Here is a 15,876-nt window from a genome sequence, read left to right as displayed (position 1 = left end):
ACTGCTTCGAGGTGCCGCTCATCGACATGCCGGCGAAGACCCGGGCGGGCGGCCGGACCGTCGTCCACACCCACGGCCACGGCGGCGCGGGCGTGGCCCTTTCCTGGGGGTGCGCCGCCCAGGTCGCGGACCGGGTCGCCGCCCTCACGGCGCCGTGAACAGTCCCGGGAAGCGCGGGGCCAGCCACGGGCGCCGGCCCGTGGGGACGATGCCGCCGCGCGCGGCGGCGGCAACGGGCGTCCGGCGGCCCAGGGCGAGCAGGACGAACGTCACCGGCTCCGCGGTGATCGTGACGTCGGGGCGGCGCGGCGGCTCGTCGGTGACCTCCACCGTGCCGGACGTGAAGGTCACCGCGAAGGGCGGGGCCGCGGCGCCGCGCAGCCGCAGGCGGTAGCAGGCGGTGTGGCCGGATGCGGTGCGCGGGTTGACCACACGCGGCATGGCCGTGCGGAGGAACGGGACGGTCAGCGCGGCGTTCGCCGGGGTGAGCATGTGGGGGCGGCGCAGGGCCACCGCGATGTCGTAGCCGTGGCCGAGGATGTGCGTGAGCAGGTACGAGCCGAAGGTCGCGAGGTCCATCGGGCCCATGGGCGTCTCGGCGGGGGCGGACGCGGGGCGGGCGGCGGCCGCGGTGGTGAAGGCGCGGGCGGAGGTGGCGATCTCCTCGGCGAGTACGTCGAGGTCGCGCTCGGGGTAGGCGGCGAGGGAGGCGGTGTTGGCGGCCGCGAGCCCGCCGGGCGTGCCGTCGCCGTACGTCCCGTGGGCCTCCCCCGCCGCGAGCCCGGCCATCAGCCGGTTCGCGAGCGCGAGATGCGCCGCCGCCTCCCCGACCGTCCACTCCGAGCGGGGTATGCGCACGCCGGGCCCGGACGCGGCCCGCAGCAGCCCGGCGATACGGTCGGCCGCGTCGTGGACGGCGGCGGCCGTGACGTCGGGGGCCGGGGGGCCGGAGGTGGCGGCGCCCGGTGCGGGGGAGTCGGGGACGGGGCTCATGGGCGAGAAGCCTGCGCCCGCCCGTGCCCGCTGTCCAGGGGCGGGGCCGAATCCGTGCAGGCCGGTGCGTTCCCTCCGCCGGGACGGGAGTCGAGCCCCCCGCACCCGCCACGCGGAGGGGGCCCCGAGCTCGTACCCCCACCCGGACCCGGGTGCGGGCGGCCCGCCCGCACCCGCCGCCCGGCGGAAGCCACCGGACCCGCGCCCGCCGGACCCGCCGCCGGGGCGCGGGCCCGGCCCCCGCCCGGACGGAAGGCCCTCCACCCGCCCGCGCCGCGCGCGTCAGTGCTCGACGGTCAGCACCGTCTTCCCCACCCGGTCGTCCGCGTCGAGGTGCCGGTGCGCCTCGACGACCTCGCCCAGTTCGAAGGTGCGGTCGACGACCGCGCGGAAGGCGCCCGCGCGCAGGCCCGCGCCGATGAACGCGGCGGCTCGGCGCAGGCGTTCGGGGTGGTGGGTGGTCTCGAAGACGAGGAAGGTGCGCAACGCGGCCGCGGGCATGCCGAGTTCGAGGCCGGGGTACGGGGTGGGCTCTCCGCTGAGGCCGCCGTAGACGATGTGGGTGCCGTCGGGGGCGACGAGACCGAGGAGTTCGCGGACACCGGGGCCCGCCACCGCGTCGAGGACGACCTCGACGCCGCGCCCTCCGGTGGCCGCGCGGACCGCCGCGGGGACGTCGTCGGTGGAGGTGACGACGACCTCGGCGGCGCCCTCGCGCAGCAGCGCGTCCTTCTTCGCCGGGCCGCGGGTCAGCGCGATCGCGCGGGCGCCGATGCGTTCGGCGACGTGGATGGCGGCCAGGCCCACGCTGCTGGAGGCCGCGTTGACGAGGACGGTGTCGCCCGGCTGCAGCCCACCGACCTGCACCATCGCCCCGTACGCCGTGAGGTACGGCATCCAGACCGCCGCGCCCTCGACCGCGCCGAGGCCCTCGGGGCGGGGCAGGACGGCCGCGGCGGGGACGACGGCGCGCTCGGCGTAGACGGCGTGGTCGTTCTGCGAGAAGGCCGGGACGACGCTCACCGGCTGCCCGGCCTCGAGCCCTTCGACGCCCGGGCCGACGCTCTCGACGACGCCCGCGGCCTCCGCGCCGAGCCCGGCGGGGAACGAGCGGACGGGCTCGATGTACCGGCCCGCGCGGAAGAGGGCCTCCGCGCGGTTGAGGCCGATCGCGTCGATCCGCACCAGCACCTCGCCGGGCCCCGGTTCGCCGGGGTCGGCGTCCTCGACCCGCAGCACCTCGGGGCCGCCGTATGCGTGGAAGAGCACCGTCCTGGTCATCGCGTCCGTCCTCGGGTCGTCAGCTCGTCAGGCGGTCCGCGTGGTCGCGGCGCCGCCCTCGAAGCCGTCAACTCCCCCGGGACGGCGCGGCCTTCCCGGTGTGCCGGGATTCACCCGGTCGCGGGCGCCGCCGCCTCCTCGTGGAAGGCCACCGCCGCCTGCGCGGGCACCCGCGGGGTGCCGCCGATCGACGTGAGGCCGCCGTCCAGGCCGGTGAGCGCCGGGGCCGCGGGGCCGACCTGCACCGCGGACTCCGTCACCGAGACGCGGCCGCCGAGCCGCGGCTCGGGCAGCACGCCCGGCTCTCCCCGTACGAGCAGGCGCACGGCCGCCCAGGGCAGGTTGAGGCCGGTGAAGGCGGTCTGGAAGATCCCGGCGGAGGGCCGCGGGTTGACCTCCAGCAGCACGGGCCGCCCGGCGCGGTGCCGCAGCTGGACGTTCGAGAGGTAGGCGAGGCCGAAGTGGCCGACGACGGCCCGCGCGATGCCGATCGCCTCCGGGTCGTCGAGCAGCAGCCGGTAACGGCCCTGCTTGGTGCGGGGGACGACGGCGAGCGGTGTCCCGCCGGGCGCGGACAGGCAGTCCACGCTCACCTCAGGGCCGTCCAGGTAGGGCATGACGAGGAATTCCGGCACGCTCTCCCCCGCCTCGGCGGCCCGCTCCAGCGCCTCCGCGACGGCCCGTACGGACACCGCCGGCACGGGCGCCGCGAGCAGGTCGCGGATCCGCAGCGGACGGTCGTCCAGCACCCGGAAGCCGAACGCCGAGAACTCCCCGGCGGGTTTGAGGCACACCCGCTCGCCGTCCGCCGTCAGTTCCCCGACGGCGGCGCGGAACCCGGCGGCGTCGCGCACCGCCCGCCACGGCGGTACGGGCACCCCGGCCGCGCGGGCGGCCTCGTACGTACGGGTCTTGCTCGTGAGCGTGGCCACCGCGGCGGGCGGTGAGCACATCAGCCGGGTGCCGAGCGCGGCGAAGTCGGCGGCGCGGCCGGCGAGGGCGGGGAGCCGGCGCGGCGGCACGAGGACGTCGATCGCGTGCCGCCGGCAGAAGTCGAGGGCGAAGGCGGCGTATTCGGCGTCGCCCACGTGCCGCGGTTCCACCTCGGACACGTCGCACGCGGCGAGCGCGGGGGCGTCGGCGTCGACGTTCGTCCCGTGGACGCGGACGGCGACCCCGTCCGGGTTGTCCCGCAGCATCCGCATCACCTGGGTGGAGGCCACGCCTGCGCTGCTGAGCCAGATCCGAAGTGCGATGGCGCGCTCCTCACGGTGGGGCCGGTACATCGGCTGCGGGGTGGGGTGAGCGGATCGTAGCCCCGTTCGATGACGGCCAGGTTTCGCGTGAGCGGACACGTGCGGCCGCAATGCGGCCGTCGCGATGCGGAGCCGGCGCGTCCGGCGGCGGCCGCGGCCCTTGCGGCGCAAGCGGCGGTCCTTGCGGCGGCAGCGGCAGCGCGCGGCAGGTGTGTTGGAGCGGTGTTGGCCGGGCGTTGGAAAGCCCTGGTTCGCTGCTGCTGTTGCCCGGCGGTCGCCGGGCAACAGCAGCAGTACGAAGGGGGACACGCACGTGTTCAGCAAGATCCTGGCCCGCGCCGCCGTGGCCGCCACGGCCGCGGGCCTGGCCCTGACCGTCGGCATGGGCACCGCCCAGGCGAGCACCACGTCGCCGTACGTCGGTTACGGGTACGAGAACAACCCGCACGCCGTGTGGTGCGTGCAGCACCTGGCGAACGACATCGCCGACGTCTTCGGCCGCCCGAAGATCAGCGAGGACGGCGTCTTCGGACCGGCCACCTACAACCAGGTGCGCTGGGTGCAGGCGGAGCTCGGCCCGGTCGTGTCCGGCGGGCTGACGGTGGACGGCGTCGTCGGCCCGAGCACCGGCTACGTCCTGCTCACGAACGGCGACGACTACTACGGCAACACCGGCTACTGCCTCGGCTACGTCCCCACCTGGACGAACGACATGCCGCCCATCGGGCACGTCGTCCTGGACTGACCCGGAGGACGGTGCGACAGCCGAGCCGTACGGCCGGGGCCCTCCGCCCCGGCCGTACGGCTCGTTTTCATGCGTCCGCGGCCGGCGGCGGCTCCGCCGTGCTGCCCCGCACCACCAGGTTCGTCGCCAGCTCCACCCGGCGCATACCGGGCTGCACCCCGCGGCCGAGGTCGATGACCAGGCGGGCCGCGGCCTCCGCCATGTCGACCAGCGGCTGGCGGACGGTCGTCAGCGGCGGCCCCATCCACGCGGACACCGGCAGGTCGTCGAAGCCGACGACGCTCACGTCCTCCGGGATGCGCAGGCCCAGCTCGCGGGCGGCCTGGTACACGCCCATCGCCTGCACGTCGTTGCCCGCGAAGAGCGCGGTGGGCCGCTCGCCGGCGGGAGCGGACAGCAGCTCGCGCGCGATGTGGTGGCCGGCCTCCGTCTGGAAGGTGCCGTGCCGGACGAGGGCGTCGTCGCACGCGACGCCGCCGGTCTCCAGCGCCGCGCGGTAGCCGTCGATGCGGGCGCGGCTGCACAGCACGCTCTCCGGGCCGCCGATGACGCCGATGCGGCGGTGGCCGAGGTCGAGCAGGTGGCGGGTGGCGGTGTAGCCGCCCTGCCAGTTGGTGGTGCCGATGGAGGGGACGTCGTCGGCGGGGTAGCCCGCCGGGTCCATGACGACGAAGGGCACGTCGCGGCTGACGAGCAGTTCCCGCTGCCCGGCGGTGAGGTCGGACATGACGAGGATGACGCCCGCCGGATCGCGGGTGAGGACCCCGTCGACCCACGGCAGGCCCATCTCCTCGCGGCCGGACGACTCCGACAGCACGACCGTGAGGCCCTCCTGCCGCGCGACGTTCTCCACGCCGCGGATGATCTCGGTCGCCCACATGCTGATCAGCTCGTGGAAGACGATCTCCAGCAGGCCGGACGGGCGCGGCCGCGCGGCGCCGCGCTTGCGCCGGTAGCCGTGGTCGCGCAGCAGCGCCTCGACCTTGTCGCGCGTGGCCGGGGCCACGTGCGCACGGCCGTTGAGGACCTTCGAGACGGTCGGCGCCGACACTCCCGCCTGCCGGGCGATCTCCGCGAGCGTCGCGGGTGCGGCGGGCGCGCGGGCGGAAGGGGCGGCGGGCTCACCGGCGGGCGCGGGTCCGCCGCCGCGCCTCGGCTCGCCGGCTGTGTCCGCTTTCCGCCGGGTGCGCGGGGTCTGACCTGTCACGTTGCCATGCTACGGAGTTTCCCTGTGCTCTTCCGCCAGCAGGGCTGCGCCCGCGAGCGCCAGGGCCCGCGTCCCGGCCGGCCCGCGGTCGCCGTCGGCGACGACCACCGCGTAGGCCCTGACCAGCGTCTCGCCGTCGTCGACGGTGACCTCGCGGTCGAAGAAGGGCGCCGGGCAGACCGCCGCGAAGGGCGTGGAACGCACGAACCACCGCACGTCCGCGCCGCCCGGCTCGTTGCCGGGCGCGTCGACGAAGGCGAGGGTGGAGGAGCGGCCGTGCCCGTCGTGCGTGCCGGTGAAGCCGAGCCAGGGGGCGCGCACCCCCATCAGCTCGTCGCCGCCGCTGCCGCCGGGGGTGTGCACGGTGCCGCCGGTGAAGTCGCGCGGGCCGCGCCAGAAGAGGCCGCCGTAACCGGCGTTGGGGCGGCCCTCGGTGGTGGGGCTGCCGATGACGCTACGGGCGCCGTGCACGTTGGTGACCGCGGTGCGGAAGACCAGCGCCCAGGCGTCCTCGCCGGGGAGCAGGGCCGCCACGAGGCGCCGCTCCTCGGTGAAGCGGTGCTCTCCGCCCTGGGCGTGCCAGTGCAGTTCCTCGGTGACGCGCAGCCGGCCGTCGCGGAGGGCGAGTTCGGGGAAGCCGACGTGGTCCATGGAGCCGTTGTTCCCGTACTGCCGGTAGCCGCTGCCGCGCCGGTAGGTCACACCGCCCCAGAAGTTGTCGTCGTCGACGTTGGGGAGGGAGAGGGCGAGGCCCTTGTGCCAGATGTGGTCGTGCGGGCGGTAGATGCTGACGGTGTCGCCGCCGAGTGTGCGGAGGGGGTGGACGTACGGGCGCGGGGACTCCAGTTGGGCGTCCCACGGGCCGTAGACGTAGCGGGCGAGCGGGCGGCCGCGGTGGGTGAGCCGCAGTGACGTGCCGACCTCGTGCGTGAGGCCGAGCCCGCCGGGCACGGGCTCGGTACCGGGGCCGCCCTCCGGCTCGGCGGGCGGTTCGGGCGTACGGGCGTCGGTCACCGGGACGTCTCCTCGGGGCTCACGGCTGCGGTCGGGGCGGGTGATGCGGGCTCGGGCGGCCAGGGCGCGCCGGGGCCCTGCATACGGCGGTGGTACGGGTCGGCCGCGCCGATTTCGCCGCGCGCGACGGGCCTGCCCCCGAAGGCGGAGGCGTACGTGGCCGCGGCGAATTCCAGCGTGCGGCGCGCCTCGGCGAGCGTCACGGGCGGCGCGGCGCCCGCCGCCACCGCGTCCAGTACGGCCGCGAACTGCGCGGAATGCCCGGACGGCTGCCCGCTCGGGCCCGCCTCCCACGCCGCGGCCACCGCGTCCTCGTGGCCGGGCGCGGGGTGCACCCGCCAGTCCGCGTCCCCGTAGCCGTACAGGTGCTCCAGTTCGACGGTGGCGTGCTCGAAGTCGAAGCGGAGGTAGCTCGTCTCGCGCGGCGACAGCAGGGAGTTGACGACGGTCGCGACGGTGCCGCCCTCGAAGGTGGCGATCGCGCACGAGACGTCCTCCGCGGCGGTGGGCCGCGCCAGCCGCGCGGCGACGGCCGTGACCTCGCGCCACTCGCCCAGCACCGCGAGCAGCAGGTCGAACTGGTGGATGCCGTGGCCCATCGTCGGGCCGCCGCCCTCGGTCTCCCAGCGGCCGCGCCACGGCGCCGCGAAGTAGGCGTCCGGGCGGTACCACAGCGTGTGGCAGACGGCGACGAGCGGGCGGCCCAGTGCCCCCGACGCCATCGCGCCCCGCAGCCGGGCGGCCCCGGAGCCGAAGCGGTGCTGGAAGACGGTCGCGAAGAAGGCGCCGCCCGCGCGCTCGGCGGCGGCGATCTCGTCGAGGTCGGCGAGGCTCAGCGTCGGCGGCTTCTCGCACAGCACCGGCACCCCCGCGGCCAGGCACACGAGCGCCTGCTCCCGGTGCAGACCGGGCGGCGTGCACAGGTGGACGAGATCCGGCCGGGCCTGCGCGAGCAGCTCGTCCAGGCCGGTGAAGCGGCCGGGCACGCGCCACTGCTCGCAGAAAGCGTCCAGCCGCTCGCGGTCGAGGTCCGCGGCCGCCACGATCTCGGCCCGGCCGCCGAGCGCGGCCAGGCTCTGGGCGTGGATCCCGGCGATCGAGCCGGTCCCGACGACGGCGACACGGACCGGGGCGCCGCTCCCGCCGGTGCTCCCGGCTCCGCCGCCCCCGCCGCCGGGGCCGCCGCTACCGTCCGCGCTGCTGCCGGGCACACGTCCTCCTGCGGGTCCGCCCCGCCGCCGGGGCCGGTCTTTCGGAAAGCTTTCCGAACGATATACGGTCCGGTGCGGGGCCACCAGCCCCGGCCCTGCCCCTCCGACCAGCATGAACGCCCGGCCGCCCCCGCGGAAGGGCGGAATCCGGAAACCGGCCCTGCGCAGCGCCCGGACGAGGGAGCGCCCGCCCGGCCGCCGACGAAGGGACGCCCGCATGACGAGCCGGACACCGCCGCTGCCCGGAGGCGTGGGCCTGTCGCGCCTGCGCGTCTACCCGTGGGAGACCGCCGACGGTCTGCACGGCGGCTCCCCGCACCTCCACCTGACCTGCACCGAGGCGTACTACGTCGTCGGCGGCAGCGGCGAACTGCACACCCTCACCGCCGCCGAGGGACTGCGCCGCACCCCGCTCGCGCCCGGCGACACCGTGTGGTTCACGCCCGGCACCATCCACCGCGCCGTCGACACCGGCGGGCTCGACGTCCTCGTCGTCATGCAGAACGACGGCCTGCCCGAGGCGGGCGACGCCGTCATGACCTTCCCGCCCGAGCACCTCGCCGACCCCGCCGCCTACGCCGCCGCGGCCTGGCTCGGCGACGGCACCCCCGCCGAGCGCACCGCCCGCGCGCGGGCCCGCCGCGACCTGGCCGTCAGCGGCTTCCTGCACCTCGCGGCGGAGGTCGAGGCGGGGCGCCCGCAGGCCCTGGAGGCCTTCCACGCCGCCGCGGCCGCGCTCGTCACCCCGCGGCTGGACGCCTGGGAGGCCGCCTGGCGGGAGCGGGCCGCGGCCGCGGCCGCCCGCACCGGCGAGCAGATCGCCGCCCTGCGCCGCGGCACACCCGCACATCTGCGGGACGCCGTCGTCGTCAGGGCCGCGGCGACGCCGCAGGACGTCCTCGGCATGTGCGGCCGCCTCGCGCCCACCCGCCGCGAGGACGCGCGCTGATCCTGCCCCCGGACATGCCGAAGGGGGCGCGCCGAAGCGCGCCCCCGGGTAGCCCCGGAGCCCGGACAAGGCAGGCTCCGGAGCCGGTCACGGCGGCGGCGCGGCAGTCAGGGAGTGCTGCCGCGCCGCCTGTTGACTTCATTCTGTCCACGGGCGGGGTGCTTTACCCCTCCGCGGCCGGGTCAGCTGGCGGTGCAGCTGACGGTGGGGCTCGGGGCCGTCCCGTTGCCGGTGAAGCCGTAGGTGGTGCTGGCTCCGGCGCCCAGGGCACCGTTGTAGGAGACGTTGCCGACCGTCACCGCGCCGCTGGTGCCGGTGTTGGTGCCGTTCCACACCTGGGTGATCGTCGTCCCGGACGGGAGCGTGAAGGACGTCTTCCACCCGGAGATGCCCGCGGTGCCGGTGTTCGTGACGGTGACCTCCGACTGGAAGCCGCCCGGCCAGGAGTTCACCGTCTTGTAGGTCGCCGAGCAGCCCGAGCTGTTACCGCCGGTGGAGCCGCTCGTCGATCCCGACGACGTACCGGTGGACGTCCCTGTGGACGTACCGGTCGAGGTGCCCGTCGAGGTGCCCGTGGACGTCCCCGTCGAGGTGCCGGTGGAGGTGCCCGTCGAGGTGCCCGTCGAGGTGCCCGTGGACGTCCCCGTCGAGGTGCCCGTGGACGTACCGGTGCTCGTACCCGTCGACGTACCGCCGTTGGTGGCGCTGGTGCCGCTGCCCAGGGCGGCGATCACCGCGTCGTACGCCGGCTTCTTCTGGTAGTTGCCGTCGAACAGCAGCGGGGTGTCCTGGCTGTGCCAGCTGTACTTGTCGGTGATGCCCCACACCGTGATGCCGGTGCAGCGGCTGACACCCATGCACGCCTGGACGATCTTGCTGTAGTCGTTGGCCTGCGAGGTGCCCGAGCCCGCGACGTCGACCTCGGTCATCTGCACGTCCACGCCGAGGTCGGCGAAACGCTGGAGGTTGGCCTGCATGTCGGAGGTGACGGGCGACTGCGGGTTGAAGTGGCCCTGGAAGCCGACGCAGTCGATCGGGACACCGCGCGCCTTGAAGTCCTTGACCATGTTGTAGATGCCGGTGCTCTTGGCGTTGATGCCGTCGGTGTTGTAGTCGTTGTAGCAGAGCTTGGCGTTCGGGTCGGCGGCCCGCGCGGTGCGGAAGGCTTCCTCGATGTAGCCGTCACCCAGCTTGTCCTGGAAGGGCGAGCTGCGGTGGGTGCCGGAACCGCCGTCGTTGAAGGCCTCGTTGACGACGTCCCAGGCGTAGATCTTGCCCTTGTAGTGGTTCATCACCGTGGTGATGTGGTTCTTCATCGCGGCGTCCAGCGCGCTGGCGCTGAGGTTCGAGACCCAGCCGGGGAGCTGCTGGTACCACACGAGCGTGTGGCCGCGGATCAGCATGTTGTGCGCCTGGGCGTGGGCGACGATCTGGTCGCCGGGGCCGAAGTTGAACGAGTTCTGGGACGACTCGATGGTGTCCCACTTCATCTCGTTCTCGGGCGTCACCGCGTTGAACTCGGCGTCCAGCGTGGACGCGTACTGCGCCTCGCCGAGGTGGCTCGTCGACACCGCGGTGCCGAAGTACCGGCCGCTGGCCGCCGCCGAACTGGCCAGGGTGCCGGCCGCGTGCGCGGTGCCGGCCGTCGCCATCAGGCCGAACGTGGCGACCGCGCCCGCGGTGGCCGCCGCGATGGCGACCCGGACACCGGCACCGGTACGTCTGCGGAACCGGCCGAGGTCCCGGAGGGAATGACTGAACACTTCCAACCTCTTCTTTCCTCTTCAGCTGGCAGTCCGGACAGCGCGGAGCGCACCGTCCGAACGGGTGGGGGTCCATTCGCGAGGGTGGGGTCGGCCACGGGAGTTGTGCCGCGGGTGCGGCGTGGCCGGGAGGAGGGTGGATCGTTGGCCAGTGTGAACCCTGGTCTTCGAAACGTCAACGACCTCTTTCCGAAACAACCGGAGTCCTGCGCACGGCGGTTGACGGGGCGTCGGCAGGGTGGCGCACACCCTTGTCGTGGGCGGTTTTCCGGTGCGGGGCGCGGGGTAGGCGGGGTCGCCGGGTGGAACGGCGACGGGACGGCGGAACGTCGCCGGATGTATTGACTCCGTCACTTTTCGGCCCTATGGTGCCCGAAACATTCGCGACAGGGTCGAAAATTTTCGCAAAATCTCACACGGGCCCCACCCCCGTGCCACCACCCCGGCGGAGAGGGAGCCTTCGCCGGGACGGCCCACCCTGACGTCATCCGGAAGGAACCAGGCCATGCCCCCCACACGCGGGCCGAACGACCCGAAACGCACCACCCGGCTGCGGACGCTCCTCGTAGCCTTGGGCGCCACCGTCGCCGCCGTCGCCGCCAGCGTCAGCGTGTCCTCGCAGAGCGCAAGCGCCGCCTCGCTCACCGAGGTGACCAACTTCGGCAGCAACCCCGGCAACCTGCGGATGTACGAGTACGTGCCGAACACCGTGCAGGCCAACCCGCCCGTCCTGGTCGCGGTCCACTACTGCACCGGCACCGGTCCCGCCTTCTACTCCGGGACCGAGTTCCACACCCTGGCCGACCAGTACGGCTTCATCGTGGTCTACCCGGACGCCAACGTCAGCGGCCAGTGCTTCGACGTCTCCTCGTCCGGCGCGCTCACCCACAACGGCAACAGCGACCCGGCGAGCATCGCCCAGATGGTGAGCTACGTCGAGCAGCACAACAACGCCGACGCCGGCCGCGTCTACGTCACCGGCGCGTCGTCCGGCGCGATGATGACCGACGTCCTGCTCGGCGACTACCCCGACATCTTCAAGGCCGGCGCCGCCTTCATGGGCGTGCCCTTCGGCTGCTTCGCCACCAGCGACCCCTCGGGCTGGAACAACGCCTGTGCCAACGGCCAGATCAGCCACACCCCGCAGGAGTGGGGCGACATGGTCCGCGCCGCCTACCCCGGCTACAGCGGCCCGCGCCCGCGCGTGCAGCTGTGGCACGGCACCGCCGACACGACGCTGAACTACAACAACTTCGGCGAAGAGATCAAGCAGTGGACGAACGTGCTCGGCGTCAGCCAGACCCCGGTGGTGACCGACAGCCCGCAGTCCGGCTGGACGCACACCCGCTACGGCGCGAACAGCACGCAGGCACCCGTCGAGGCCTTCAGCATCTCCGGCGTCGGCCACTCCCTGCCGATGAACGGCATGGCGGCGAAGGCGATCGCCTTCTTCGGCCTGGACGGCTCGGGCGGCACGACGGGCGGCACCTCCACCGGTACGAGCACCGGCACCTCGACGGGCACGAGCACCGGCACGTCGTCCGGTACGTCGACGGGCACGAGCACCGGCACCAGCACGGGTACCAGCACCGGTACGTCCACCGGCACCTCGACCGGCACGACCGGCTCGACCACCGGCGGTAACAGCTCGGGCTGCTCGGCCACGTACAGGACGGTGAACTCCTGGCAGGGCGGCTTCCAGTCGGAGGTCACCGTCAAGAACACCGGCACCGCGGGCATCTCCGGATGGAAGACGTCCTTCACGCTCCCGTCCGGGACGACGCTCACCCAGGTCTGGAACGGCACCAGCACCGGCACCAGCGGCGCCGTGACCGTCACCAACGCCTCCTACAACGGCGCCCTGGGCGCCGGAGCCACCACCACCTACGGCTTCACCGGCAACGGGACGGCCCCCACCCCCACCGTCAGCTGCACCACCAGCTGACCGAGCGGGGACATACCATCCGAACCAGCAGCAAGACCCCGCAGTACCGCACGACAGGAGCACCGCCGTGACCACCACAGCAGAGGACCCGGCCGGCCGTCTGGGCCGGAGCGCGTCCGTCGTCGAGTCCACCCGGCAGGTCGGTTCGTACCTGGCCCTGACCTTCGACGACGGACCGCACCCGGACCACACCCCGCGTCTGCTGTCCGTGCTGCGCGAGCACGGGGTCACGGCGGTCTTCTGCCTGTGGGGCGCGCACGCGGTCGCGCACCCGGAGATCGTCCGGGCGATCGTCGCCGAGGGCCACACGCTCGGCAACCACGGCATGCACCACGACGACATGAGCGACTGGGACGAGGAGCGCGTCCGGGCCGACCTGGAGCAGACGTCGGCGGCGATCCGGGCCGCGGTGCCCGGCGCGGCCATCCCGTACTTCCGGGCGCCCTTCGGCAACTGGGGCCGCACCCCGGCGGTCGCCCGGCGGCTCGGCATGGTGCCGCTCGGCTGGCGGGTCGCGGCCGAGGACTGGGAGCCGCCGGGCACGCCCGAGCTGGTCCACCGGGTGGAGACGCGGCTGACGCCGGGCGCGGTGGTGCTGCTGCACGACGGCGGGGGCGACCGCTCGCAGACCGTCGACGCGGTGGCGGCGCTGCTGCCGCGGCTGAGCGCCCGGGGCTGGCATTTCACCGGCCCCGCCCGTACCTGCCGGGCCGCGTGAAGCCGCAGGTCACAGGGCCCACGTTCACCCCAACAGCCCACACCGGCTGCCGCCCGCCCGCCGAGGCCCGAGGCTGGACGGCATGCGGTCGAACAGGGCCACGCTGCTGCCGGGGGTCATGGCGCTGGCCTTTCTGGGGGCCTGCTCGGTACCGGACCGTCCGGTGCGGGAGCCGCACTCCCATGCCGTGCTCCACCCCGCGGCCCTGCGCCCCGTCGTCATCGGCCGCGCGGCCTGGCACGCCGACCAGGCGGCCGTCCGCCCGGGTCTGGTCTACGACCGCGACGTCAGGGCCGTGTTCATCCACCACACGGACAACCCCAACACGTACGACTGCGCCAAGGACGTCCCCGGCATGCTGCTCGTCCTCGAGCAGCAGCACATAGCGAGGGGCTGGGACGACCTCGGCTACAACTTCGTCGTCGACCGCTGCGGCGGCATCTACGAGGGCCGCACCGGCAGCATCGACCGCGACGTGCGCGGCGCCCACACCGAGGGCTTCAACGCCGACACGATCGGCATAGCCGCCCTCGGCAACTTCGGCCCGGGCCAGAAGGTCCCCCGCGCGATGCTCCGGTCCATCGCCGAGATAGCCGCCTGGAAGCTCGACCCCGCGGAGACCCCCCTCGGGCATGTCCGCCTCATCTCGACCAACGGCGGCAGCCGCTTCTCGAAGGGCACGCCCGTCTCCGTGAACGTCATCTCCGGCCACCGCGACGTCTACGAGACCGACTGCCCCGGCCAGGCCCTCTACGACGCCCTGCCCTGGATACGGAGGACGGCCGCGGCCCTGCGCGCGAAGGCGACGTGGGCCGGCTGAGACCGCGGCGTCGCCGGCCGGGCGCGCGGGGCGGGCCGCGGGAAGGGCGCCCTTTCGGCTACACCGCCGGGACGGGAGCGTCCCACTCGATGCGGTGGTCGAACATCCAGGCCATCCGCTCCGGCTTGGCCAGCCGCGAGAAGGCGCGCAGCATCCAGGCGTTGGCGACCCGCCCGACCGGCCCCGCCGCCTTGGCCCTGTTCTTGCGCGTGGTGGCGGCGATGATCTTCTCGACCCGGGGGCGGCGCAGGTGCTCGTAGGCGGCGAACGCCTCCCCGTACGGCAGGTCGCGCAGGCAGCGGGCCAGCTGGACGGCGCTCTCGACCGCCAGTGAGGCGCCCTGGCCCGAGCTCGACGAGGGCGCGTGGGCGGCGTCGCCGACCAGCACCATCCGGCCCCGGCTCCAGTGGGCCACCCTGGGCATGTTCTCCACCGAGCCGACGACCACCAGGTCGGCCGGGTCGGTCCGGTCGATGAGCTGCTGGGCGGGGGTGCGGTCGCCGGCGAACTTCGGCCGCAGCTCCGCCAGCCATGCCGCGGCCGGGGTCCGCCGGGCCTCGGCCTGCGACATCGGCTCCCGGTGCGGCAGGTTGACGAACCACAGGGCCGACGCGTCCTCGTACACCTGGTAGCCGAGGAAGGCCTGCTTGCCGAAGCTCATCGGCATCCGGCCGCCCGTGCAGGGCAGTCCCGAGTCGCGCACCTTCGCGCCGAAGCTGATGAGCCCGGCGTGGGCGGGGCCGGGCGCGTCCGGGTCGATGAGCGTGCGGACCGTGGAGCGGATCCCGTCCGCGCCGACCAGCACGTCGGCCGTGGCGGTGGTGCCGTCGGCGAAGTGGGCCGTCACGCCCTCCGGTGTCTCCACGGCGGACACCAGCCGCTTGCCGTGCTCGATCCTGACGCCGCGGCGTGCGGCCTCCTCGCGGAGCACCCGGTACAGATCGGCGCGCCAGAGCAGCTGCATCGGGGGGACGCCGGGCGGGTTGCCGAATTCGCCCAGCCGCCGGCCGGCCCAGTCCTGCATCTCGATGGCCGTCATCGGGACCCCGAACGGCCGGACCGGCTCGGCGAGCCCGAGGAGGTCCAGCGCGTCCATGCCGTTGGGCGCGAGGGTCAGCCCGGCCCCGACGGCGTCGGCGGTGCCCTCGTACGCCTCGTGGACCGTGGCCCGGATGCCGGCCCGGTGCAGGGCCATCGCGGTCACGGGTCCTGCGATGCCGCCGCCTATGACAAGAGCAGTGCGAATCACGGCCGTTTTCCCTTCGACGGATGGAGGATCTCGACGGGCTGATAGTTGCACTGTATCTAGTTACACGTCAACTAGTAGCGTTGCCGCTATCATCGACGGCATGAGCACACCGGTCCGCAGTTCGCCCCTGGGCCTCACGGTGCTGGGCATGCTGCACACACAGCCCCTGCACCCCTACGGCATCCAGCGGCTGATCAAGCAGTGGGGAAAGGACCAGGTCGTCAACGTCAGCCAGCGCGTGAGCCTCTACCGCACGATCGAGCGGCTGCACGCGGGAGGACTGGTGACCGTCAAGGAGACCGAGCGCGACCAGCAGTACCCGGAACGGACGGTCTACGAGATCACCGATGCCGGACGCGCCGCGGCCCGCTCGTGGCTGGAGGAGATGCTCGCCGTCCCCAAGCAGGAGTTCCCGGACTTCCCCGCGGCCCTCTCCCACCTGATGATGCTGACGCCGCAGGAGGCGCTGCGGGTCCTGGAGCGGCGTGAGGAGCGGCTTGCCGCCGCACAGGCCGTCCTGGACGCGGGACTTGCGGCCGGCGCCGACCTGCCGCGCGTCCTGATGCTCGAAGCCGAGTACGTGCACGCCGTGGCCGCCACCCAGCTGGCCTGGGTCCGCTCCACGGCCGAGGACCTCCGCGAGGGCCGCCTCACATGGTCCCAGCAGGAACTGTCCGCGCTCGCCGCCTCCTACCCGGCCGGCGAGCGCTGAGCACCGCCGCGCC

General features: G+C 74.2%; 15 protein-coding genes. 7 read left to right on the top strand and 8 right to left on the bottom strand.

What is annotated here, in order from left to right:
- The first annotated feature begins 26 nt into the window (after positions 1-26).
- Positions 27-158 (top strand): hypothetical protein, encoded by a 132-nt coding sequence (locus ACH4SE_RS03480; protein ID WP_398541567.1) that lies wholly within the window; start codon positions 27-29, stop codon positions 156-158.
- Here ACH4SE_RS03480 and ACH4SE_RS03475 read toward each other — a convergent pair.
- From ACH4SE_RS03475 to ACH4SE_RS03465, 3 genes are all read right to left on the bottom strand, one after another.
- Entirely contained in the window at positions 145-993 is an 849-nt protein-coding gene (locus tag ACH4SE_RS03475; protein ID WP_398541566.1) for a maleylpyruvate isomerase family mycothiol-dependent enzyme, read from the bottom strand. The two genes, ACH4SE_RS03480 and ACH4SE_RS03475, sit on opposite strands and share 14 nt — an antisense overlap.
- Positions 994-1,275: 282 nt before the next feature.
- Entirely contained in the window at positions 1,276-2,274 is a 999-nt protein-coding gene (locus ACH4SE_RS03470; protein WP_398541565.1) for a zinc-dependent alcohol dehydrogenase family protein, read from the bottom strand.
- A 110-nt stretch (positions 2,275-2,384) separates the two neighbouring features.
- Positions 2,385-3,497: an ATP-grasp domain-containing protein gene (locus ACH4SE_RS03465; RefSeq protein ID WP_398541564.1), complete on the bottom strand. Its 1,113-nt coding sequence runs from the start codon at positions 3,495-3,497 to the stop codon at positions 2,385-2,387.
- 346 nt (positions 3,498-3,843) lie between these two features.
- On the opposite strand from ACH4SE_RS03465, the gene ACH4SE_RS03460 reads away from it, so the two are divergent.
- On the top strand, positions 3,844-4,275 hold the full coding sequence (locus ACH4SE_RS03460; RefSeq protein ID WP_398541563.1) for a peptidoglycan-binding protein: 432 nt from the start codon (positions 3,844-3,846) through the stop codon (positions 4,273-4,275).
- 67 nt (positions 4,276-4,342) lie between these two features.
- Here ACH4SE_RS03460 and ACH4SE_RS03455 read toward each other — a convergent pair whose 3' ends face one another.
- From ACH4SE_RS03455 to ACH4SE_RS03445, 3 genes are all read right to left on the bottom strand, one after another.
- Positions 4,343-5,344, bottom strand: a complete 1,002-nt coding sequence (locus ACH4SE_RS03455) for a LacI family DNA-binding transcriptional regulator (protein ID WP_398541632.1) — start codon at positions 5,342-5,344, stop codon at positions 4,343-4,345.
- Between the two features lie 147 nt (positions 5,345-5,491).
- Positions 5,492-6,496: a PmoA family protein gene (locus tag ACH4SE_RS03450; RefSeq protein WP_398541562.1), complete on the bottom strand. Its 1,005-nt coding sequence runs from the start codon at positions 6,494-6,496 to the stop codon at positions 5,492-5,494.
- Complete coding sequence (locus ACH4SE_RS03445) at positions 6,493-7,707, bottom strand: Gfo/Idh/MocA family protein (protein ID WP_398541561.1); 1,215 nt, start codon at positions 7,705-7,707, stop codon at positions 6,493-6,495. The genes ACH4SE_RS03450 and ACH4SE_RS03445 overlap by 4 nt, the downstream gene beginning before the upstream one ends.
- Positions 7,708-7,924: 217 nt before the next feature.
- Here ACH4SE_RS03445 and ACH4SE_RS03440 point away from each other — a divergent pair, with 217 nt between their 5' ends.
- Positions 7,925-8,656 carry a cupin domain-containing protein gene (locus ACH4SE_RS03440; RefSeq protein WP_398541560.1) on the top strand — a complete coding sequence of 244 codons (732 nt, stop codon included), beginning with the start codon at positions 7,925-7,927 and terminating at the stop codon, positions 8,654-8,656.
- Between the two features lie 182 nt (positions 8,657-8,838).
- On the opposite strand, the gene ACH4SE_RS03435 is transcribed toward ACH4SE_RS03440, so the two are convergent.
- Positions 8,839-10,350 carry an endo-1,4-beta-xylanase gene (locus ACH4SE_RS03435; protein WP_398541631.1) on the bottom strand — a complete coding sequence of 504 codons (1,512 nt, stop codon included), beginning with the start codon at positions 10,348-10,350 and terminating at the stop codon, positions 8,839-8,841.
- Between the two features lie 574 nt (positions 10,351-10,924).
- On the opposite strand from ACH4SE_RS03435, the gene ACH4SE_RS03430 reads away from it, so the two are divergent.
- From ACH4SE_RS03430 to ACH4SE_RS03420, 3 genes are all read left to right on the top strand, one after another.
- On the top strand, positions 10,925-12,364 hold the full coding sequence (locus ACH4SE_RS03430) for a PHB depolymerase family esterase (protein WP_398541559.1): 1,440 nt from the start codon (positions 10,925-10,927) through the stop codon (positions 12,362-12,364).
- A 67-nt stretch (positions 12,365-12,431) separates the two neighbouring features.
- Positions 12,432-13,082, top strand: a complete 651-nt coding sequence (locus tag ACH4SE_RS03425; RefSeq protein WP_398541558.1) for a polysaccharide deacetylase family protein — start codon at positions 12,432-12,434, stop codon at positions 13,080-13,082.
- Between the two features lie 82 nt (positions 13,083-13,164).
- Positions 13,165-13,902, top strand: coding sequence for an N-acetylmuramoyl-L-alanine amidase (locus ACH4SE_RS03420; protein WP_398541557.1), 738 nt, complete (start codon positions 13,165-13,167; stop codon positions 13,900-13,902).
- A 58-nt stretch (positions 13,903-13,960) separates the two neighbouring features.
- Here ACH4SE_RS03420 and ACH4SE_RS03415 read toward each other — a convergent pair whose 3' ends face one another.
- Positions 13,961-15,151 (bottom strand): FAD-dependent oxidoreductase, encoded by a 1,191-nt coding sequence (locus ACH4SE_RS03415; RefSeq protein ID WP_398541556.1) that lies wholly within the window; start codon positions 15,149-15,151, stop codon positions 13,961-13,963.
- A 100-nt stretch (positions 15,152-15,251) separates the two neighbouring features.
- On the opposite strand from ACH4SE_RS03415, the gene ACH4SE_RS03410 reads away from it, so the two are divergent.
- Positions 15,252-15,863, top strand: a complete 612-nt coding sequence (locus ACH4SE_RS03410) for a PadR family transcriptional regulator (RefSeq protein WP_398541555.1) — start codon at positions 15,252-15,254, stop codon at positions 15,861-15,863.
- The last annotated feature ends 13 nt before the right edge of the window (positions 15,864-15,876 follow it).

It is taken from the genome of Streptomyces sp. NPDC020983, assembly GCF_044333485.1.
Classification (GTDB): domain Bacteria; phylum Actinomycetota; class Actinomycetes; order Streptomycetales; family Streptomycetaceae; genus Actinacidiphila.
Note: the sequence above shows the minus strand (reverse complement) of the source record. Positions and strands in the feature narration are given on the sequence as shown.